The following is a 20,312-nucleotide window of genomic DNA, read 5'->3' as shown; positions in this document are numbered from 1 at the left end:
GTGTTGCGATCGATACGCATCATGGCCCTGCTGGGCCTCATGGCCCTCGTGGGCAGTCTGCTCCTGGCGACGCCCGCGCAGGCGGCGCCCCTCTTCAAAGCCCCCTTCGCCTGTGGCCAGAAATGGACGTACAGCCACCACTCGGCCGAGGTCCGGGAGGCGCTGGACTTCATCCGCAGTGACGGCGGCACCACCAACAACTCGCCCGTCCTCGCCTCGGCCGCCGGAACCGCCACCCGGCACTATCAGGCGAACGGCGCCGGCAACTACATCAAGATCGACCACGGCGGCGGCTGGCAGACGTACTACTTCCACCTGAACGCCTACTCCGTCGCCAGCGGCACATATGTCAGCCAGGGACGGCAGATCGGCACCACCGGCAACACCGGCAACAGCTCCGGCGCACACATCCACTACGAGCAGCTGCTCAACGGCGTCGGCCAGAAAATCAAGATCAACGGAACCTCGCTCGCCTACCCCGGCTCGTACGGCAGCTCCCACCTGACCAGCGACAACGGCTGCGGCACCGGCACCGGAACATACTGGGTCGACACCTTCGCCAACGCCACGGGCTACGCGCAGGCGAACACCAACGACGCGCAGGGCGTGCTGAACGCGGGCACCAACTACGTGTACTGCAAGGTGTGGGGCCAGCAGGTCGGCGGCGCGAACGGCACCTACAACCACTGGTGGCTGAAGACGGACCTCGACACCACCTACGCGGGCAAGAACGGGCGTGGAGCGTACGTCTCCGCGTACTACCTGTCGCGCTGGGGCAACGACGAAGCGCGTGACAACAACGGCACCGTGATCCCGAACTGCTGACGCCTCATCACCTGATGTGCCGGGCCGGGTGAGCGGGGGCGAGCGACCCGGCGGAGTCCGTCAGCCGTGAGGTTTGCCGTGTCCTCGGCCATCGGCCCACGTCGGTGCTTCTGCTTCCCTCGCGTTCCCGCGCGGTTGCCGACGCGCCGTGAGGCTCGCCACCGACATGGTGCCGATGCGTCGGGAGGGTGAACCGGCACGGGTGGGGAGAGGGGTGGGAACCCGCCCGGCGTCCGCGCCGGGGCACGGGCTCGTAAGGTGCTGAGCATGAGCATTGTCGGAGTCGGGATCGACGTGGCCGAGATCGAGCGGTTCGCGGCGTCGTTGGAGCGGACGCCCGGTCTCGCGCGGCGGCTGTTCGTGGACAGCGAGTTGCTGTTGCCCAGTGGCGAGCGGCGGGGGGTCGCCTCGCTGGCGGCGCGGTTCGCCGCCAAGGAGGCGCTGGCCAAGGCGCTCGGAGCGCCCAGCGGGCTGTACTGGACCGACGCCGAGGTGTACTGCGAGGACAGCGGGCAGCCGCGGCTGCGGGTGAAGGGGACGGTGGCGGCACGGGCCGCCGAACTGGGCGTGCGGTCCTGGCACGTCTCGCTCAGCCATGATGCCGGGGTGGCGTCGGCGGTCGTCGTCGCCGAAGGGTGAACGAGAGTGGGTGACGGACGTGGAGCGGTACGGGGTGCTGGGCTTTCCCGGCGTCGGGGAGGTCGGGGACCGGCTGCCGGTGTGGGGAGAGGCGCTCCTCGCCGCCGCCGCTCTGCTCGTGGTGGTGTCCACGGTGGTGCGCATGGTGCGGATGGCCCGCCGGGCGGGACGCGGACGGCGGCGCCGGTGACCGGCCGGGCGTGCGGGGCTTCGCCCTCGCCGGCCGGTCACCTTGCCGTTGCCGGGTCCGTCAGCAGACGGACTGGCTGCTGTTGACCAGCCTGTTGTTGCGGAACGTGGTGTTCTCGCCGCACGGGCTCTCGCGGATCGACGAGTTGGTCACCATCAGGTTCTGGACGGTGATGTCCCGGTTGTTCGCGAACTCCGTGCGGGCGGCCAGCCGGATCTCGCCCCCGCCGGTGACGGTGCCGCTCTGGGCGGCGAGGTTCACGTTGTAGCAGTTCTCGATCAGGATCGCGTTGTTGCCGGTGTTGGACAGGCTGATCCGGTCGATCGTCGCGCCGCCGCTCTCCGAGACGCAGAAGACGCCGCGCCCGCCGCCGCGCGCGACGACCTCGCCGACGCGGATGTTGGTCGAGTACGAGCTGCCGATCCGGCCGTTGCGGTTGGCCATGCGGAAGGCGGCGTAACCGGTGCCGGTGCCCGCGTTCTCCGCGTCGACCTTGCCGACCGTGGCGTTGACGGTCTGGTTGAGGAGAAGTCCCGACTCACCGACGTTGCGGGCCGTGACCGTGCCGACGGTGAGGCCGTCGACCCCGTACGTCTCCACGGCGTGGCTGGACGCGCCGGACACGTGGACGTTGTCGATGCGGACGTTCCGCGTCCACTGGCTGGTGTCGCCGCGGTTGTCGATGCGGACGCCGAGGCCGCCCGACAGGCGCATGTCGATCTGGCCCAGGACCACGTTCTGCACGTTGCGCAGGAAGATGCCGTACAGCGGGGCGCCGGTGACGCTGAGGTTCTGGACCTCGACGTCCCGGGTGCCGCGGGAGTAGACCGGTGCCTGGTCGCCGGAGCCGCTGCCCGTCACATTGATCGTGCCGCAGACGTCGAGAACCGTGTAGCTCGGCAGCGAGATACGCGAGTTGGCCGGGACCGAGCCGGAGCCGCGGACCACCACCCGTTCCTTGGAGGTGCGGCCGGAGGACAGGCTGCCGATCGCCGCCTGGACCGCCGCGCGCATGTCGGTACCGGTGTGGACGACGGTGCTGCCGCGCCGGGCGGTCCAGGTGCTGCCGCTCTGCACGGCCTCGGCCTGGTAGGAGCCGTCCCCGCAGGCGGCGGCCTGGACGGGGGCCTCCTGGGTGACGGGAGCGGGTGCGGCGGTGGCGGGGGCGGCCGGCGCGCCCGCGGCGGTGAGGAGTGCGGTGGCGCCGGCTGCGGCGAGGAGTGCGGCTCTGCGTCCCATGGGGTCTCTGCTTCCTCTTCCTGTGGGGCTTCTCGTCGAACCGATTCGACTGAATCGATTCATCCGGTGGGGGGTGGTGAGTGTGGCGAGGGCGCCGCGTGCCGTCAATGCGTGCGGCCGCGGGACGGGCTCCGACAACTTTCGACCGGCTTGCGGGGCGCCCGGCGGACGATTTCCGGGGTGCGGGACGGCTTCCGCCGGGCGGCAGTTGGGCCGTTCCGTGCGGGACACTCGGACGTATGCGTACTGCGTACAGCGTGGAGACGGTCAGGGCGGCGGAGCGGGACCTGATGGCGCGGCTGCCGGAGGGGGCGCTGATGCAGCGCGCCGCCGCCGGACTCGCCGCGGCCTGCGCGGACCTGCTCGGGCGGGGTGACGGCCGGGTCTACGGCAGCAGGGTCGTCCTGCTGGTCGGCAGCGGGGACAACGGCGGCGACGCCCTCTACGCCGGTGCCCGGCTGGCCCGGCGCGGCGCGGGCGTCACGGCGGTGCTGCTCGCGCCGGAGCGCGCCCACGCCGCCGGGCTCGCGGCACTGCGCCGGGCGGGCGGCCGGACCGTGGAGATCACCGACGCCGACGCCGGCAGGGGGACCGATGCCGGCACCGCTGCCGTCGCGGCGGTCCGGCGGGCCGATCTCGTCGTGGACGGCATCGTCGGCATCGGCGGCACGGGCGGACTGCGCCCGGAGGCGGTCCCGCTCGCCGAGGCCGCCGAACGGTCCGGTGCCACGGTCGTCGCCGTCGACCTGCCGAGCGGCGTCGACGCGGACACCGGCGAGGTGCGCGGCGCCGCGCTCCGGGCCGATGTCACGGTGACCTTCGGGACGCACAAGCCGGGGCTGCTCGTCGACCCGGCGCGGGAGTACGCGGGGTCGGTGCGGCTCGTCGGCATCGGTCTCGACCTGCCCGCCGAGCCGGAACTCGAGGCGCTCCAGCACGCCGACGTGGCCCGGCTGCTGCCGGTGCCGGGAGCGGAGAGCGACAAGTACCGGCGCGGTGTCGTCGGGGTCGCCGCCGGGTCCGCCCGCTACCCCGGAGCCGCCGTGCTCGCGGTCGCCGGTGCGCTGCGGGGCGGCGCCGGGGCCGTACGGTACGCCGGCCCCGCAGCGCGGGACGTGATCGCCCGCTTCCCCGAGACGCTGGTGTCCGACCGGGGACCGAAGCACGCCGGACGGGTGCAGGCGTGGGTCGTCGGACCGGGTGCCGGGGACGACGCCGGCCCGGTGGCGGAGGTGCTGGCGGCGGACGTCCCGGTGCTGATCGACGCGGACGGCCTGCGGCTGGCCGACGCCTCGGCCGTACGGGCCCGCTCCGCGCCGACCCTGCTGACCCCGCACGCCGGAGAGGCCGCCGCGCTGCTCGGCGTGGAGCGCGAGGAGGTCGAGGCCGGCCGGCTGGCCGCGGCGCGTGAACTGGCCGCACGGTACGGGGCGACCGTGCTCCTCAAGGGCTCCACGACACTGGTCGCCGCCCCGGGGGACGAGGGCGGCATCGCCGTACGGGTCAACCCGACCGGGACGTCCTGGCTGGCCACGGCCGGGAGCGGGGACGTCCTGTCCGGCCTGGCGGGCTCGCTGCTGGCGGCGGGACTGCCGGCCCGGGACGCCGGCAGCGTGGCGGCCTACCTGCACGGGCTCGCGGGACGGCGCGCGGCGGACGGCGCGCCGGTGGGGGCGCACGACGTGGCGGAGGCGATCCCGGGGGCGTGGCGGGACGTCATGCGCGGATGAGGCCGCCGGATTCCGCGCCCGGGCAGCGCGTGGGATCCGGGCCGGGGGCCCCGGTCGCGGGCGGAGTCGTACCATCCCACCGCGGCGGTCCTGGTCGTACCACTCCCGGTGAGGCGTTGTACCGCTCTGAGAGACTGGGGCGCGATGAACGAGAACGATGCTGTGCGCAAGGCGACCCTCCGGGCCCGTGCCGAGATCGATCTGGGCGCGCTGCGCGCCAATGTGCGGAGCCTGCGCGCCCACGCGTCCGGAGCCGCCCTCATGACCGTGGTCAAGGCGGACGCCTACGGGCACGGTGCCCTCGCGTGCGCGCGGGCGGCCGTCGAGGCCGGGGCGTCCTGGCTCGGCACGGCCACCCCGCAGGAGGCGCTGGCGCTGCGCGCGCCCGGCGCCGGGATCCCCGCCGGCGTACGCGTCATGTGCTGGCTGTGGACGCCCGGCGGACCGTGGCGGGAGGCGATCGAGGCCGACCTCGACGTCTCCGCCGGCGGCATGTGGGCGCTGGAGGAGGTCACCGCGGCCGCGCGCGCCGCCGGGCGGCCCGCGCGCGTGCACCTCAAGGCCGACACCGGCCTGGGACGGGGCGGCTGCGTGCCCGCCGACTGGGCCGAGCTGGTCGCCGCGGCACGCGCCGCCGAGGCCGACGGGCTGCTGCGCGTCGTCGGCCTGTGGTCGCACCTCGCCTGCGCCGACGAGCCGGGACACCCCTCCATCGAGGCCCAGCTCACCCGCTTCCGGGAGATGGTGGCGTACGCCGAGCAGCAGGGTGTGGACCCCGAGGTCCGGCACATCGCCAACTCGCCGGCCATCCTCACCCTCCCCGACAGCCACTTCGACCTCGTGCGGGCCGGCGTCGCGACGTACGGCGTCTCGCCCAGTCCCGAGATCGGCACCCCCGCCGACTTCGGGCTGCGCCAGGTGATGACCCTGACCGCCTCCCTCGCCCTGGTGAAGCACGTCCCGGGCGGGCACGGCGTCTCGTACGGCCACCACTACGTCACCCCGGGCGCCACCACCCTCGGTCTGGTCCCGCTCGGCTACGCGGACGGCATCCCGCGGCACGCCTCCTCCGCGGGCCCGGTGCTGGTCGAGGGCAAGCTGCGTACGGTCGCCGGACGGATCGCGATGGACCAGTTCGTCGTCGACCTCGGCGGGGACGAGCCCCCGCCGGGCACCGAGGCGGTGCTCTTCGGCCCCGGCGACCGCGGCGAGCCCACCGTCGAGGACTGGGCGCAGGCCGCGGGCACCATCGGGTACGAGATCGTCACCCGGATCGGAACCCGCGTCCCGCGCGTCTATATGAACGACGTGAGTGCGTGACGGCGTGACGGCCCGGCGCCGTGACGGCGCGACGCATGGCGATGCGACGGCACGGCGATGCGCCGTCACGTCGCCGTGACGAAGCAGGACGCCGGAACGCCCGTACGTCCGTACGCTCATCCGACCGCACACGCATGAGGAACGACAGAGGAGCCAGTACGTGAGCGAGAGCAGCGTGGAGGCCGTCAACGCCGCCGTCACGACGGCTGCCGCCTCCGTCGCCGAAGCGTCCAACGGCTGGCGCCGGGCGACCGGGGTCGCCGGCGTCGCGATAGGCGTGCTCGCCACGGGTGCCGCCGCCGGAGTCGCGATAGAACGGATGACCGTCGGCCGGGGCATGCGCAAGAAGGCCCGGCTCGCCCTCGACTCCACCGGACCGTACGGCTCACTGCGCGGCACCCCCGGCAAGGCGTACGCCGAGGACGGCACCGAGCTGTACTACGAGGTCGACGACCCCGACCCCGACCCGGACGCCGCTCCCGCGCGCCGCCGCCGGCTGTTCGGCCGCAAGGCGCCCGCCCCCGTCACCGTCGTCTTCAGCCACGGTTACTGCCTCAGCCAGGACTCCTGGCACTTCCAGCGGGCCGCGCTCAGGGGCGTCGTACGGGCCGTGTACTGGGACCAGCGCAGTCACGGCCGTTCCGGGCGGGGCGCGGCCCAGGTCGAGCGGGGCGAGCCGGTCACCATCGACCAGCTGGGGCAGGACCTCAAGGCCGTCATCGACGCCGCCGCGCCCGAGGGGCCGATCGTGCTGGTCGGGCACTCCATGGGCGGGATGACGGTGATGGCCCTCGCCGACCGGTACCCCGGGCTGATCCGTGAACGGGTCGTCGGTGTCGCCCTGATCGGCACGTCGCCGGGACGGCTGGGCGAGGTCAATTTCGGGCTGCCCGTGGCCGGGGTCAACGCGGTGCGGCGGGTGCTGCCGGGGGTGCTGAAGGCGATGGGACAGCGGGCCGAGCTGGTGGAGAAGGGGCGCCGGGCCACCGCGGACCTGTTCACCGGGATCATCAAGCGGTACTCGTTCGCGGCCCGGGACGTCGACCCGGCCGTCGCCCGGTTCGCCGAGCGGATGATCGAGTCCACCCCGATCGACGTCGTCGCCGAGTACTACCCGGCGTTCAGCGAGCACGACAAGACCGAGGCCCTCGCCCACCTCACCGCTCTCCCGGTGCTCGTGCTGGCCGGGGTGAAGGACCTGATCACGCCCAGCGAGCACAGCGAGGCCATCGCCGGGCTGCTGCCGGACGCCGAACTGGTGCTGGTGCCGGACGCCGGACACCTGGTCATCCTGGAACATCCGGAAGTGGTCACCGACCGTCTCGCCGACCTGCTCGCCCGCACCGGGGCGGTGCCCGCCCCGACTACCGTGGGTGGCTGTGACCCCGCCTCCTCCTGACGGAGACGGCTGCCGGCCCTGTTCGCCGGGGTCCCGCCCGGACCGGCCCCCTGCGGGTGTGGTCCACGTACTACTGCCTACTGCGAGTGAGTGATGATGGAAGAAGTCGCAGCGTCCCTCCCGTCCGTCCGGCTGGTCGTCGGTTCCCCCGGCCGGATGCGGGACCTGGGCCGTGCCCTCGCCAAGCTGCTGCGCGCCGGCGACCTCGTGATGCTCACCGGCGAACTGGGGGCGGGCAAGACCACGCTGACCCGTGGGCTCGGCGAAGGGCTCGGGGTGCGGGGCGCCGTCACCTCCCCGACCTTCGTGATCGCCCGCGTGCACCCGTCCCTGGGGGACGGGCCGCCACTGGTCCACGTCGACGCGTACCGGCTGTCGGGCGGACTGGACGAGATGGAGGACCTGGATCTCGACGTCTCGCTGCCCGAGTCGGTGATCGTCGTGGAGTGGGGCGAGGGCAGGATCGAGGAGCTGACCGACGACCGGCTCCAGATCGTCATCCACCGCGCGGTCGGCGACACCACGGACGAGGTCCGGCACGTGACGCTGACCGGCCTGGGCGACCGCTGGGCGGGCACGGACCTGAGCGCACTGTCGGCCTGAGCGCATCGTCCCGGCCCGGCCCGGGCGGTACGGGGCGGTGCCCTGTGCCCGTGGTGTCCGTTCTCCCCGCGTTCCGACAAGGTGTCGGTAAAATCTTGCATTTGGTGTCCCGGGCGTGGTCACATGGTATCCAGCTCGTAGTTAGGTCTACCTAACTCCGTCCGCCCCCGGCCCCAGGAGGCGTCCATGCAGCCCACCGAGAGCTCTCGCAGGACCGAGGCGCGGACGCAGCCGTTCGCCGGGGTGTCGATGCGCGACCTGCTGGCGGCCGGTGCGGCCGCCGCCGTGATCTCCACCCCGCCCCGCGCTCCCGAACCGCACCCGCAGCCCCGGCTCGCCGGGCCGGGGAACGGCCATCGCGAGGCCGCCTGATCCGGGCCCGCCGCCGTGGTCGTGCGTGGTGCGTGGTGCGTCCATGGGGTGCGGGCGTGGGGCGCGTGGAGCATGGGGTGTGGGCGCTGCCGCGGCTACCGCAGGACGACGACCTTGCGGCCGACAGTGGCGAACTTCCACATCGCCTCGCCGTCCGCGCGGCTTTCGCGGATGCCACCGGTGGGGACCTCCGGGTCCGGTGCCGGGGCCGATCCGTCGATCGCCGCGCTGAAACCGATCGCCGTGCCGTCGCTGCTCGCGAAACGGACGACGTGTTCGACGGGGACGCCGTCCGATCCCGTGATGTTCTTCGAGCGGGAAGTGACCCGGTAGGTGCCCGGTTCCGGGTCCACCGTGCCGGGGCTGACCGCGAAGGCGCGGCGGACCTTGCCGCCGTTCTCGACCAGCCACACCCGGTCGTCGCCCAGGTGGTAGACGACCCGGGGGCCCTGACCGGAGCCCCTGGGCGGGGTGACGGGGGAGTCCTTGCCCCGGTCCGTCCGCAGGGCGGTCCGCGCGGTGTCCGTACGGGCGGTGTGCGGGGCGGCCGGTGCGTTCGCCGACGCTTGGTAGCCGAGGACGCCGACCGTCAGGAGGGCCGCCGCGGTCAGCCCCGCCACGATCGCCGAGCTGTTGCCCGCCACCGCCGTCACCACCTCTGTCCCGTCCCGGTCCGCCGTGTCCCGTCGCGCCCGCTCCCGCGTCGCCCCCGCCGGCTCCACCGCCCCGGTGATGATCGTTCGGGATCGTCCGGAATCATCCGGATTGCGCATACGTCGAGGTGACGGTAGCAGTACGTGACCGTTCGACCGGGCCGTCCGACACGGGGTGCGGGGAGCCGTAGGCTGTTTGTGTGCTCCTGCTCGCTCTGGATACCGCCACCCCTGCCGTCACCGTCGCGCTGCACGACGGCGACGACGTCATCGCTTCGTCGAGCCAGGTGGACGCCCGCCGCCACGGCGAACTGCTGCTCCCGGCGATCGACCGGGTGCTCGCCGAGGCCGGTCTGAAGGTGGACGCCCTCACCGGGATCGTCGTCGGCATCGGCCCCGGGCCGTACACCGGGCTGAGGGTCGGCCTGATGACCGCGGACGCCTTCGGGCTCGCGCTCGGTGTCCCCGTGCACGGTGTGTGCACGCTGGACGGCCTCGCGTACGCCGCCGACCTGGAGGGCCCCTTCGTCGTGGCGACCGACGCCCGCCGCAAGGAGGTCTACTGGGCGCGGTACGCCGACTCCCGCACCCGCCTCACCGACCCCGCCGTCGACCGGCCCGCCGACATCGCCGGTCAGGTCGCGGGGCTGCCCGCGGTCGGCGCCGGCGCGCTGCTGTACCCCGACACCTTCCCCAAGGCGCACGAGCCCGAGTACGTGACCGCCGCCGCCCTCGTCCGGCTGGCCGCCGAGCGGCTGGCGGCCGGTGTCGAACTGCCCGCGCCCCGGCCGCTGTACCTGCGCCGTCCCGATGCCCAGGTCCCCAAGAACTACAAGGTGGTCACCCCCAAGTGACACAAGTGACAGGGTCCGAGAAGGTCGCGCTGCGCGAGATGCGCTGGTGGGACATCGAACGAGTGTTCCAGCTGGAGCGCGAGCTGTTCCCCGAGGACGCCTGGTCACGGGGGATGTTCTGGTCCGAGCTGGCCCATGCGCGCGGTCCCGCGGCGACCCGCCGTTACGTGGTCGCCGAGGAGGACGGCCGTCTCGTCGGATACGCGGGCCTCACCTCCGCCGGTACGGCGGCCGACGGCGAGGTGGGCACGGACGAGGCGACCGGGGTGGCCGACGTCCAGACGATCGCCGTCAGCCGGGGCCACTGGGGCACCGGCCTCGGTTCGCGGCTGCTGACGGAGCTGCTGCGGGCGGCGACCGCGTTCGAGTGCGCCGAGGTGCTGCTGGAGTGCCGGATCGACAACGTCCGGGCCCAGAAGCTGTACGAGCGCTTCGGCTTCGAGACCATCGGGGTCAGGAAGGGCTACTACCAGCCGGGGAACGTGGACGCCCTGGTGATGCGGCTGACCGACCCGTCCACCTCCGTCGACCCGGCGAACCCCCAAGACCCCGCGAACCCCGCGACCCCAGTGAACGGCGTAGAAGGAACCGAGACCCATGGCTGACGAACCCCTGGTACTGGGGATCGAGACCTCCTGCGACGAGACCGGTGTCGGCGTCGTCCGGGGCACCACCCTGCTGGCGGACGCCGTCGCCTCCAGCGTCGACGAGCACGCCCGCTTCGGCGGTGTCGTCCCCGAGGTCGCCTCGCGCGCCCACCTGGAGGCGATGGTCCCCACCATCGGCCGCGCGCTGAAGGAGGCGGGGGTGAGCGCCCGGGACCTGGACGGCATCGCCGTCACCGCCGGTCCGGGTCTCGCCGGTGCGCTGCTGGTCGGCGTCTCGGCGGCGAAGGCGTACGCCTACGCCCTCGGCAAGCCCCTGTACGGCGTCAACCACCTCGCCTCGCACATCTGCGTCGACCAGCTGGAGCACGGGCCGCTCCCCGAGCCGACGATGGCGCTGCTGGTCTCCGGCGGCCACTCCTCGCTGCTGCTCTCCTCGGACATCACCTCCGACGTCCGTCCGATGGGCGCCACCATCGACGACGCGGCAGGCGAGGCCTTCGACAAGATCGCCCGCGTACTCGACCTCGGCTTCCCCGGCGGCCCGGTCATCGACCGGTACGCGCGCGAGGGCGACCCGTCCGCGATCGCGTTCCCGCGCGGGCTGACCGGGCCCCGCGACCCGGCGTACGACTTCTCCTTCTCCGGCCTGAAGACGGCTGTGGCCCGCTGGATCGAGGCCAAGCGGGCGGCGGGGGAGGAGGTCCCGGTGCGTGACGTGTCGGCCTCCTTCCAGGAGGCGGTCGTGGACGTGCTCACCCGCAAGGCCGTACGTGCCTGCAAGGACGAGGGCGTCGACCATCTGATGATCGGCGGCGGCGTGGCCGCCAACACACGGCTGCGGGCACTGGCCCAGGAGCGCTGCGAGGCGGCGGGCATCCGGCTGCGCGTACCGCGCCCCAAGCTGTGCACGGACAACGGCGCGATGGTGGCCGCCCTGGGCGCCGAGATGGTCGCCCGCAACCGGGCGGCTTCCGACTGGGACCTGTCCGCGGACTCGTCCCTCCCGGTGACGGAACCGCACGTGCCGGGCAACTCGCACGCCCACGGCCACGACCACGTGCACGAGGTCAGCAAGGAGAACCTGTACTCGTGACCGTCGCGTTGATGTGGGAGGCGCGGGCCGTACCCGGCCGGGGCGGGGAACTGCTCGCCTGGGCCGAGGAGCAGGTGCGGGAACTGCCCGCCGGTTCCGCCCCCGTGCGCCGGGAGACCTTCCGCGCCCCGCAGGACCGGGTCCTCGTCATCACCTGGTGGGACGCCCCGTACGACGCCGAGCTGCCCGAACTCCCCGAGCCGGACGGGGGCCTGGTCACCCGCGCGGTGCACCGGTGGCGCTTCGAGTCGGTGGCGACGGACTGACCGCCCCTCGCCACCCCTGCCCTCGTCCGTTCCGCCCGTCCCCGCCCGTCACGTCTCGTCCGACACCTCCGTCCCGCACACCAGCCGCCGGTCGGGGCCGGGTTCGCGGAGGGGGCCGGTGAGGGTGAGGCGGGCCGTGTGGCGTACGTCCGCGCTGGAGGCCGCCAACCGCAGTTCCAGGGCGCCGGGTTCGACCACCCGCCGGCCCGAGCGGTCGGTGAACGCCGAGAGGTCCGGGTGGAAGCGGAAGGTGACGCGGGCCGCCGCACCCGGGGCCAGCTCCACGCGCCGGTAGCCGATCAGGCGGACGTCGGGGCGGGTGACCGAGGCCACCGGGTCGTGCAGGTAGAGCTGCACGACCTCCGCGCCGTCGCGGTCGCCCGTGTTGCGCACGGTCAGGGAGACGTCGTACGTCCCGTCGGCCGCGAGCTCCACCGGTTCGTCGCCGCCCGTGAAGTCCTCCCACGCGAACGTCGTGTACGAGCGGCCGTGGCCGAAGGCGTACAGCGGGGTCGGGTCGAGGTTGCTGACCTCGCCCGCGAGGCCGAGCGGCGGCTGGAGGTACGTCCACGGCTGGCCGCCGGGCACCTGGGGCACGCTCACGGGCAGCCGGCCGGACGGGTTGACGCGGCCCGACAGCACTCCCGCCACCGCGGGGCCGCCCTCCTCCCCGGGGAAGAACGCCTGGACGGCCGCGCCCAGGCGGCCCTGCCAGCGGCCGAGCGCGTACGGGCGGCCGGTGAGCAGCACCAGGACGACGGGCACGCCGGTGCCGACCAGCGCGTCCAGCAGCGCGCCCTGGACGCCGGGCAGGCTCAGGTCGGTCGCGTCGCAGCCCTCGCCGGAGGTGCCGCGGCCGAACAGCCCGGCCCGGTCGCCGAGGACCGCCACGCACACGTCCGCCTCGGCGGTACGGGCGACGGCCTCCTCGAAGCCGCCGGTGTCCGGGTCCGAGGTGTCGCAGCCCTCCGCGAACGTCACCTTGGCGTCGGGCAGTTCGGCGCGCAGCGCTTCCAGCACGGTCGGGATGCCGATGCCCGTCGGCCTGCCGGGATGGTGGGTGAGGACGTGGGAGGGGAAGGAGTAGCAGCCCAGCATGGCCAGGGCGTCGGCCGCGCGGGGGCCGACGACCGCGATCCGGGCGTCGGGGGAGAGCGGGAGCAGTCCGTCGGGGTTGTCGAGGAGGACCACCGACTCCTCGGCCAGGCCACGGGCCAGGGCGCGGTTCCCCGTGGAGTCCAGGTCGACGGGGACGCCCGGCTCCGGGGTCCAGTCCTCGTCGAGGAGGCCCAGCTCGCACTTCTGGAGCAGCACCCGGCGGGCCGCCCGGTCCACCAGTGCCTCGGGGACCTCGCCGGCCCGGACCGCGTCCAGGAGGGGCTCGCCGTAGCACTTCAGGGTGGGCAACTCGACGTCGATGCCGGCCAGCAGTGCCGCGTGCGCCGCCTCGGCCGGGGTCGCGGCGACCCGGTGCAGGTTCTCCAGGAAGCCGATGCCGAAGTAGTCGGCGACGACCGTGCCGGTGAATCCCCATTCCTCCCGCAGGAGCCGGGTCAGCAGGGCCGGGTCGGCCGAGGCGGGCACGCCGTCCGTCTCGGTGTACGCGGCCATCACCGAGCGCGCCCCGCCCTCGCGCAGCGCCATCTCGAACGGCGGCAGGGTGACGTCGGCGAACTCCCGGACGCCCGCCCGCACGGGAGCGAGGTTGCGGGCGCCGGCCGAGGAGGCGTATCCGGCGAAGTGCTTGAGGGTGGCGACGACCCCGGCGGACTCCAGCCCGCGCACGTAGGCGGTGCCGATGGTGCCGACCAGGTACGGGTCCTCGCCGATCGTCTCCTCCACCCTGCCCCAGCGCGGATCGCGGACGACGTCCAGGACCGGCGCGAGGCCCTGGTGGACGCCGACCGAGCGCAGGTCGCGGCCGATGCGCCGGGCCATCTCCTCGACCAGTTCGGGGTGGAAGGTGGCGCCCCAGGCCAGTGGCACCGGGTAGGCGGTGGCCTGCCAGGCGGTGAATCCGGCCAGGCACTCCTCGTGCGCGACCGCCGGGATGCCGAACCTGCCCGCCGCCGCGATCCGGCGCTGGGCGCGGGCCAGCGCCTGCGTGCCGAGAGCCGGGTCGACGGGGGCCGTGCCGAAGGGGCGGGTGAGCTGGCCGAGGCCGAGGGTGATCAGCTCGTCCCAGTCGTAGTCGGAGGTCATGTCGTGCTGGTGCGGGGCGACGCCCTCGCCGTCCGTGTCCGCGCCCACCCATACCCCGTACAGCTGGGCGGTCTTCTCCTCCAGGGTCATCCGGGCGAGCAGGTCGTCGACACGGGCTGCGGCGGGCAGGGCGGGGTCACGCCAGGGCGCGGTGGTCATGAAGCTCCTGTCGGGTGGACGGCGGGCCCTCTCGCAAAGGTTCTCGACGCGGTGACGGGGGTGAGGCCGGGTCCGCGGCCGGGAGTTCCGAATGTTTCGGACCGTATATCGAATGTTCCGGGAACCTATGGCGCAAGGAAGACTTCGTCAAGGGGGCCCGCAGGGATACGATCGCGGCCATGACTTCCTCGCAGCCCGCCGAAACCCGGACGCGAGGGCGCAGTGCGCAGACTGCGACCCTTGCCGAGATCGCCCGCGAGGCCGGTGTCTCGGCACCGACTGTTTCGAAGGTCCTCAACGGCCGTGCCGACGTCGCCCCCGCCACCCGGAGCCGGGTCGAGGAACTGCTGCGCGCCCACGGCTACCGGCGCCGGCGCGCCGAGGCCACCCGTTCGCCCCTGATCGACCTGGTCTTCCACGAACTCGAGAGCGCCTGGGCGATGGAGGTCATCCGGGGCGTGGAGAACGTGGCGAGGGACGCGGGACTGAGCGTCGTGCTCTCCGAGAGCGCGGGGCGGCTCACGCCGGGGCGGACCTGGGCCGACCAGGTCGCCGCCCGCCGCCCGCACGGGGTGATCCTCGTCCTGTCCGGCCTCGACGAGTCCGGACGGGCGCTGCTGACCAGCCGCTCCATCCCGTTCGTGGTGATGGACCCGGCCGGCGACCCCGGTACCGACGTGCCCTCCATCGGCGCGACCAACTGGCAGGGCGGGCTCGCCGCCACCCGGCATCTGGTCGAGCTGGGGCACACCAGGATCGGGGCGATCAGCGGGCCCTCGCAGATGATGTGCAGCCGTGCCCGCATCGGCGGTTACCGGGCCGCGCTGGAGACCGGCGGGCTTCCGGTGGATCCCGGGCTGATCATGACCGGCGACTTCCACCACGAGACCGGTTACCGCCAGGGCCTCGCCCTGCTGCGCCGCCCCGACCGGCCCACCGCGGTCTTCACCGGCAACGACCTCCAGGCGCTCGGTCTCTACGAGGCCGCGCGTGAGCTGGGCCTGCGGATTCCCGAGGACCTGAGCGTGGTCGGATTCGACGACCTTCCGGTGGCCCGCTGGGTGGGGCCGCCGCTGACGACCGTACGGCAGCCGCTGACGGAGATGGCGGAGGCGGCGGCCAGGCTGGTGCTCGACCTCGGCAAGGGCGAGGACGCGGCGGCGGCCGCGTCCCGGGTGGAACTGGCGACGAGCCTGGTGGTGCGCAGCAGCACGGCGCCGCCGCCGGCTGGAGGCTGACGGTTCCCGGGCTTCCGGACGCCGGTCGGGCCGTGCCCGAAGGGAGTCGCCGACGGGTTCGAAAGTTTCGGTCCTGTGTTGCTCGCGCGGTGCCCGCCGCCCGGCCGCCAACTGGGCGGTTCTCAGGGTGAGTCAGGCCGTGAAGTCTGAGAACTTCACGAGAAAACGGTCCGGGGGACGTTGGTCGTCATAATTCGGACTTACGTTCCTGTCTGTGATGGGACACGAGGACCGCGACGAGGGCCGAGACGCAGGCCACGGTGAAGGGCACGACGCAGGCCACGGTGAAGGGCACGACGCAGGCCACGGTGAAGGGCACGACGAGGCCGGAAGCGACGCGTCCTCGGACGGCTCCGAGGGCGCGGACATACGCCAGGACATACGCCAGGACATACGACCGGACATACGCCCGGGCCCAGAACCGGACACGGAAACCGGTACACGGCCGGCTCCGGAGACCGACATGTCGGCGAGGTGGCGGCGGCCGGACCGCCGGGCGCGGACGCTGAAGTTCACCGGCCTCGCTCTGGCGGGCGCGCTGGTGCTGGGCGCCGGGGCGGCCGGCTGGGCGTACCGGCAGCTCGGCGACAACATCACGAGCGTCGACATCAACAGCGCCCTGGGCGACGACCGTCCGGCCAGGGGAACCGCCTCCGACCAGGGCGCTTCGGCGTCCGCCTCGGCCTCGCCCCTGCCGACGGGGTCCCTCAACATCCTGGTGCTGGGCTCGGACTCGCGCAGTGGCGGGGAGAACCGGGCACTCGGCGGGGGCGACAGCGGCGGGGCCCGTTCCGACACGGCCATGGTCGTCCACCTCGACGCCGGCCGGACCGCCGCGACCGTGGTCAGCATCCCGCGCGACACCCTGGTCGAGCGTCCGGCCTGCCCGCTGCCGGACGGCGAGTCGACGCGGCCGGCGTCCCACGCGATGTTCAACAGCGCGTACGAGGTGGGCGGGCCGGTGTGCGCGGTGAAGACGGTCGAACTGCTCACGGACGTCCGCATGGACCACTACGTCGAGATCGACTTCACCGGCTTCGCCCGCCTGGTCGACGCGCTCGGCGGCGTCACCGTCACCACGGACGAGGACATCGACGACGACCGGAGCCGGCTGAACCTCGAAGCGGGCACCCACCACCTGGACGGCACTGAGGCCCTCGCGCTGGCCCGCACCAGGTACGGCATCGGGGACAGCAGCGACCTCGGCCGCATAGGACTCCAGCACACGCTGGTGAAGGCGCTGCTGGACCGGGTCGGGAGGCAGAGCCTGCTGACCGACCCCGTGAAGCTGTACGAGGTCGCCGACGCGGTCACCAGCAGTCTCACGACCGACACCGGCCTGGACTCGCTGACCGAGCTGACCCGCTTCGCCCAGAGCCTGCAGGGCCTGTCGTCGTCCGCGGCCACCACCCTCACGATGCCGGTGCTCCCGGCTCCCTGGGACTCCAACCGGGTGGTGGCGGAGCAGCCGGAGGCGGAGGAACTGTGGGCGTCGCTGCGGTGACCCGTCGGCGGTGACCCGTCGGCGGTGACCCGTCGGCGGTGACCCGTCGGCGGTGATCCGGCGGTGGTGACCCGTCGGCGGTGATCCGGCGGTGGTGACTCGCCACGCGCCGGAGGAAAGTTCAGGGAAATCCGGGGAGCGTGTCGATCCCGGCGCCGCCCGTTCGACGCAGGGGTGAGAGGCCGGGAAGGGCCCGGTCCGTACGACACGACGCCATGAGGAGTCATCATGCCGCGCTTTCTCTCCCTGATCCGGATCGACGAGTCCAACGAGCCCGCGGAGGGGCCCAGCCCCGAACTGATGCAGCGGATGGGCGAGCTGATCGAGGAGATGACGAAGGCCGGGGTCCTGCTGGACACCGCCGGGCTGACCCCGACGGCCCAGGGCACCCGGGTGCACTACGAAGGCGGGCGACTGTCCGTGACCGACGGGCCGTTCACCGAGTCCAAGGAGGTCATCGGGGGTTACGCGCTGATGCAGGCCAAGGACTCGGCCGAGGCGATCGAGTGGACCAAGCGGTTCCTGAAGGTGCACGAGGAGCACTGGACGGTGACCTGCGAGGTGCGCGAGATCGTGGAGGGCTGAGCACCGGGGCGGCGGGCCGGCAGCGGGCTGCCGCCGGGGCTGCTGCTTGGCCCCGGGGCCGCAGGGGTGTCTGATGGTGGGCTGTGACATCGCAGCCCACCCCCGCCCGGACGCACCAGTCCGTCGAGACCGTCTTCCGCCTGGAGTCCCCGCGGGTGATCGCCGGCGTGGCCCGCCTCGTCCGGGACGTCGGTATCGCGGAGGAGCTGGCGCAGGACGCCCTCGTCGCCGCGCTGGAGCAGTGGCCGAGGGACGGTGTGCCCGACAACCCGGGCGCGTGGCTCATGGCCACCGCCAGGAACCGTGCCGTCGACCTGATCCGGCGCCGCGAGAACTACGCCCGCAAGCTGGCCGAAATCGGCCGGGACATCTCGGCGGTGGCGCCGCCGGAGGAGCCCGCCGACCCCGACGACATCGACGACGACCTGCTCCGGCTCGTCTTCACCGCCTGCCACCCGGCCCTGTCCGCCGAGGCCCGCATCGCCCTCACCCTGCGCCTGCTCGGCGGTCTGACCACGGCCGAGATCGCCCGCGCGTTCCTGGTCCCGGAGCCGACGGTGGCCCAGCGCATCGTGCGCGCGAAACGGACCCTCGCGACGAAGAACGTCGCCTTCGAGGTCCCCTACGGCCCCGACCGCGAGGCCCGCCTCGACTCGGTCCTGGACGTCATCTACCTGATCTTCAACGAGGGGTACGCGGCCACCGAGGGCGACGACTGGCTGCGCCCCGGCCTGTGCGAGGACGCGCTGCGGCTGGCCCGTGTGCTGTCCGGGCTGATGCCCAAGGAACCCGAGGTCCACGGTCTCACCGCGCTGCTGGAGTTCCAGACCTCCCGCGCCGCCGCCCGCACCGGCCCGGACGGCGAACCGGTCCTGCTCAAGGACCAGAACCGGACGCGCTGGAACCGCATGCTCATCCTCCGCGGCGTCACCGCCCTCACCCGGGCCGACGCGATGTCGGGCGGTGTCCCGGGCCCGTACGTCCTCCAGGCCGCCATCGCCGCCTGCCACGCGCACGCGTACCGCTACGAGGACACCGACTGGCGCCGCATCGCCGCCCTCTACGGTCTCCTCGCCGCCCGCGCCCCGTCCCCGGTCGTCGAACTCAACCGCGCGGTCGCCGTCTCCATGGCCGACGGCCCCGCCGCCGCCCTCCCCCTCGTCGACGCGCTGACCGACGTACCGGCGCTCCGGGACTACCACCTCCTGCCGAGCGTCCGCGGAGACCTGCTGGTCCGTCTCGGCCGTGCCGAGGAGGCCCGCGCGGAGTTCACGCGTGCGGCTTCCCTGACCAGGAACGAGCGGGAACGGGAGATGCTGCTGCGCCGGGCGGCAGGCTGACGGGCGGGAGGCCGACGGGCGGGAGGCCGAGGGAGGCGCCTTCCGGCCCGAAGCTCAGCGCACCGGATGGCCCAGCAGCATCGTGGGAGCGCCGACGACACGGGTGAGGAAGACGGTGACGGACGCGGTGCCGTGAGGCTTGGGGAGGGTCTTGCGGCGGAGTTCCTCCGGTTCCACCGCCGAGCCGCGCTTCTTGACGGTCAGTGTGCCGACCCGGCGCTCACGCAGCAGCGCCTTCAGCTTCTTGACGTTGAAGGGGAGCCGGTCGGTGATCTCGTAGGCGGTGGCGTACGGGGTGGGGCGGTGCTCGTCGGCGGTGACGTAGGCGATGGTCGGGTCGATGAGCCCGCCGTCGAGCTGTTCGGCGACCTCGGCGACGAGATGCGCGCGGATGACGGCGCCGTCGGGCTCGTACAGGTACCGGCCCGGCGGACGCACGTCCGGGTCGGGCAGCCCGCGGGAGAGCAGCGTGCGGGGGCCGGGCAGCAGGGTCGCGCGTACCGCGCCGGGGCCCGGTTCGGGGTCCGACTGCGCGAGGGTGGCCGTGGGCCCGGTGCCGAACCACAGCACCGCCTCCTTCACGTCCCCGCCGTCCGAGATCCACTCGGCCTCCGCGTCACCGGGAACGGCCTCGTGCGGGATGCCCGGCGCGACCTTCAGGGCGGCGGCGCGGGGCGCCCTGCGGGCCGCCGCGATCGCCCAGGACAGCGGGGGCGAGTAGGCCTCGGGGTCGAAGATGCGGCCCCGGCCGCCGCGTCGGGCCGGGTCGACGAAGACGGCGTCGTAACCGGCCGTGTCCACCTCCGTGACATCGGCCTCCCGCACCTCGATCAGCTCGGCCAGGCCCAGCGCCTCCGCGTTCGCACGGGCCGTCGCCGCGGTCAGCGGGTCCCGGTCCACCGCGAGCACCCGGATCCCGGAGCGGGCCAGCGCGATCGCGTCCCCGCCGATCCCGCAGCACAGGTCGGCCACCGAGGTCACCCCCAGCTCCTTCAGCCGCCCCGCCCGGTACGCCGCCACGCTCGCCCGGGTCGACTGCTCGACCCCGTTCGGCGTGAAGAACATCCGTCCGGCGTCCTCGGCCCCGAACTTCGCCGCCGCCCGCCGGCGCAGCCGGGCCTGGCCGAGTGCCGCGGACACGAGCTCCGCCGGATGCCCACGGCGCAGCCGGGTCGCGACGGCGAGCTCCTGGGCCGGGTCGGTGTCGCGCACCTCGTCGAGGAGGGCGCGGCCTTCGGAGGTGAGCAGCAGGGCGAGGGGCTGGGGGACGGACTCGGGGACGGACTGGGGGCTGTGCCGGGGGGCGGGCTGAGGGAGGGGCTGGGCCTGGTGGGGGGTGCGGTCGTTCACCGGCTCATTGTGGGCCAGTCGCGGGTCCGCTGTCGGCCAGTCGGTGGACGGTGTACCGCCGGCCGAGGTGTCGGGTCGGGTCCGGCGCGGGGGACTGCGAGGATCCGACCCCATGCGAGTAGTAGGACAAAACGACAAAAGGC

The 20,312-nt window shown here is 73.5% G+C and carries 20 protein-coding genes; 16 read left to right on the top strand and 4 right to left on the bottom strand.

Annotated elements, in window-relative coordinates:
- The first annotated feature begins 3 nt into the window (after positions 1 to 3).
- The 3 genes from ACIF80_RS03415 to ACIF80_RS03405 all read left to right on the top strand — a co-directional run bounded on the left by ACIF80_RS03415 (position 4) and on the right by ACIF80_RS03405 (position 1,654).
- Entirely contained in the window at positions 4 to 825 is an 822-nt protein-coding gene (locus tag ACIF80_RS03415; protein WP_399798773.1) for a M23 family metallopeptidase, read from the top strand.
- Positions 826 to 1,092: 267 nt separating this feature from the next.
- On the top strand, positions 1,093 to 1,464 hold the full coding sequence (locus ACIF80_RS03410) for a holo-ACP synthase (RefSeq protein WP_399798770.1): 372 nt from the start codon (positions 1,093 to 1,095) through the stop codon (positions 1,462 to 1,464).
- Positions 1,465 to 1,474: 10 nt separating this feature from the next.
- The gene (locus tag ACIF80_RS03405; RefSeq protein ID WP_399798768.1) at positions 1,475 to 1,654 is read left to right on the top strand and encodes a hypothetical protein; all 180 of its coding nucleotides are present in this window, start codon (positions 1,475 to 1,477) and stop codon (positions 1,652 to 1,654) included.
- 60 nt (positions 1,655 to 1,714) lie between these two features.
- On the opposite strand, the gene ACIF80_RS03400 is transcribed toward ACIF80_RS03405, so the two are convergent.
- On the bottom strand, positions 1,715 to 2,893 hold the full coding sequence (locus ACIF80_RS03400; protein WP_399798765.1) for a hypothetical protein: 1,179 nt from the start codon (positions 2,891 to 2,893) through the stop codon (positions 1,715 to 1,717).
- A gap of 239 nt (positions 2,894 to 3,132) precedes the next feature.
- Between ACIF80_RS03400 and ACIF80_RS03395 the strand changes: the two genes are divergently transcribed.
- The 5 genes from ACIF80_RS03395 to ACIF80_RS03375 all read left to right on the top strand — a co-directional run bounded on the left by ACIF80_RS03395 (position 3,133) and on the right by ACIF80_RS03375 (position 8,317).
- Positions 3,133 to 4,623 carry an NAD(P)H-hydrate dehydratase gene (locus ACIF80_RS03395; RefSeq protein ID WP_399798763.1) on the top strand — a complete coding sequence of 497 codons (1,491 nt, stop codon included), beginning with the start codon at positions 3,133 to 3,135 and terminating at the stop codon, positions 4,621 to 4,623.
- Positions 4,624 to 4,767: 144 nt separating this feature from the next.
- Positions 4,768 to 5,943 carry an alanine racemase gene (alr, locus tag ACIF80_RS03390; protein ID WP_399798760.1) on the top strand — a complete coding sequence of 392 codons (1,176 nt, stop codon included), beginning with the start codon at positions 4,768 to 4,770 and terminating at the stop codon, positions 5,941 to 5,943.
- Between the two features lie 160 nt (positions 5,944 to 6,103).
- Complete coding sequence (locus ACIF80_RS03385) at positions 6,104 to 7,342, top strand: alpha/beta fold hydrolase (RefSeq protein WP_399798757.1); 1,239 nt, start codon at positions 6,104 to 6,106, stop codon at positions 7,340 to 7,342.
- Between the two features lie 96 nt (positions 7,343 to 7,438).
- Entirely contained in the window at positions 7,439 to 7,945 is a 507-nt protein-coding gene (tsaE, locus tag ACIF80_RS03380; protein WP_399798753.1) for a tRNA (adenosine(37)-N6)-threonylcarbamoyltransferase complex ATPase subunit type 1 TsaE, read from the top strand.
- Positions 7,946 to 8,131: 186 nt separating this feature from the next.
- Positions 8,132 to 8,317: a hypothetical protein gene (locus ACIF80_RS03375; RefSeq protein ID WP_399798750.1), complete on the top strand. Its 186-nt coding sequence runs from the start codon at positions 8,132 to 8,134 to the stop codon at positions 8,315 to 8,317.
- Between the two features lie 95 nt (positions 8,318 to 8,412).
- On the opposite strand, the gene ACIF80_RS03370 is transcribed toward ACIF80_RS03375, so the two are convergent.
- Entirely contained in the window at positions 8,413 to 8,961 is a 549-nt protein-coding gene (locus ACIF80_RS03370) for a hypothetical protein (protein WP_399799424.1), read from the bottom strand.
- Between the two features lie 209 nt (positions 8,962 to 9,170).
- Between ACIF80_RS03370 and tsaB the strand changes: the two genes are divergently transcribed.
- The 4 genes from tsaB to ACIF80_RS03350 are packed head-to-tail and all read left to right on the top strand — an operon-like array spanning position 9,171 to position 11,791.
- Positions 9,171 to 9,824: a tRNA (adenosine(37)-N6)-threonylcarbamoyltransferase complex dimerization subunit type 1 TsaB gene (gene tsaB, locus ACIF80_RS03365; RefSeq protein WP_399798747.1), complete on the top strand. Its 654-nt coding sequence runs from the start codon at positions 9,171 to 9,173 to the stop codon at positions 9,822 to 9,824.
- Positions 9,825 to 9,829: 5 nt separating this feature from the next.
- Positions 9,830 to 10,429, top strand: a complete 600-nt coding sequence (gene rimI, locus ACIF80_RS03360) for a ribosomal protein S18-alanine N-acetyltransferase (RefSeq protein ID WP_399799422.1) — start codon at positions 9,830 to 9,832, stop codon at positions 10,427 to 10,429.
- Positions 10,422 to 11,525, top strand: coding sequence for a tRNA (adenosine(37)-N6)-threonylcarbamoyltransferase complex transferase subunit TsaD (tsaD, locus tag ACIF80_RS03355; RefSeq protein ID WP_399798745.1), 1,104 nt, complete (start codon positions 10,422 to 10,424; stop codon positions 11,523 to 11,525). The genes rimI and tsaD overlap by 8 nt, the downstream gene beginning before the upstream one ends.
- Positions 11,522 to 11,791 carry a hypothetical protein gene (locus ACIF80_RS03350; RefSeq protein ID WP_399798742.1) on the top strand — a complete coding sequence of 90 codons (270 nt, stop codon included), beginning with the start codon at positions 11,522 to 11,524 and terminating at the stop codon, positions 11,789 to 11,791. Before tsaD ends, ACIF80_RS03350 begins: the two co-directional genes overlap by 4 nt.
- A 48-nt stretch (positions 11,792 to 11,839) precedes the next feature.
- Here the strand turns inward: ACIF80_RS03350 and ACIF80_RS03345 are convergent, their stop codons facing one another.
- Positions 11,840 to 14,152 (bottom strand): glycoside hydrolase family 3 N-terminal domain-containing protein, encoded by a 2,313-nt coding sequence (locus ACIF80_RS03345; protein WP_399798739.1) that lies wholly within the window; start codon positions 14,150 to 14,152, stop codon positions 11,840 to 11,842.
- A gap of 179 nt (positions 14,153 to 14,331) precedes the next feature.
- On the opposite strand from ACIF80_RS03345, the gene ACIF80_RS03340 reads away from it, so the two are divergent.
- The 4 genes from ACIF80_RS03340 to ACIF80_RS03325 all read left to right on the top strand — a co-directional run bounded on the left by ACIF80_RS03340 (position 14,332) and on the right by ACIF80_RS03325 (position 18,819).
- Positions 14,332 to 15,390, top strand: coding sequence for a LacI family DNA-binding transcriptional regulator (locus ACIF80_RS03340; RefSeq protein WP_399798737.1), 1,059 nt, complete (start codon positions 14,332 to 14,334; stop codon positions 15,388 to 15,390).
- A gap of 463 nt (positions 15,391 to 15,853) precedes the next feature.
- Positions 15,854 to 16,894, top strand: a complete 1,041-nt coding sequence (locus ACIF80_RS03335; protein WP_399798735.1) for an LCP family protein — start codon at positions 15,854 to 15,856, stop codon at positions 16,892 to 16,894.
- Between the two features lie 228 nt (positions 16,895 to 17,122).
- Entirely contained in the window at positions 17,123 to 17,479 is a 357-nt protein-coding gene (locus ACIF80_RS03330) for a YciI family protein (protein WP_399798733.1), read from the top strand.
- Between the two features lie 83 nt (positions 17,480 to 17,562).
- On the top strand, positions 17,563 to 18,819 hold the full coding sequence (locus ACIF80_RS03325) for an RNA polymerase sigma factor (RefSeq protein WP_399798730.1): 1,257 nt from the start codon (positions 17,563 to 17,565) through the stop codon (positions 18,817 to 18,819).
- Positions 18,820 to 18,873: 54 nt separating this feature from the next.
- Here the strand turns inward: ACIF80_RS03325 and ACIF80_RS03320 are convergent, their stop codons facing one another.
- Positions 18,874 to 20,070 (bottom strand): methyltransferase domain-containing protein, encoded by a 1,197-nt coding sequence (locus ACIF80_RS03320; protein ID WP_399799420.1) that lies wholly within the window; start codon positions 20,068 to 20,070, stop codon positions 18,874 to 18,876.
- Positions 20,071 to 20,312: the final 242 nt, after the last annotated feature.

Origin of the sequence: Streptomyces sp. NPDC085927 (assembly GCF_044540975.1) — a bacterium.
GTDB classification, from domain to species: Bacteria; Actinomycetota; Actinomycetes; order Streptomycetales; family Streptomycetaceae; genus Streptomyces; species Streptomyces hirsutus.
Note: the sequence above shows the minus strand (reverse complement) of the source record. Positions and strands in the feature narration are given on the sequence as shown.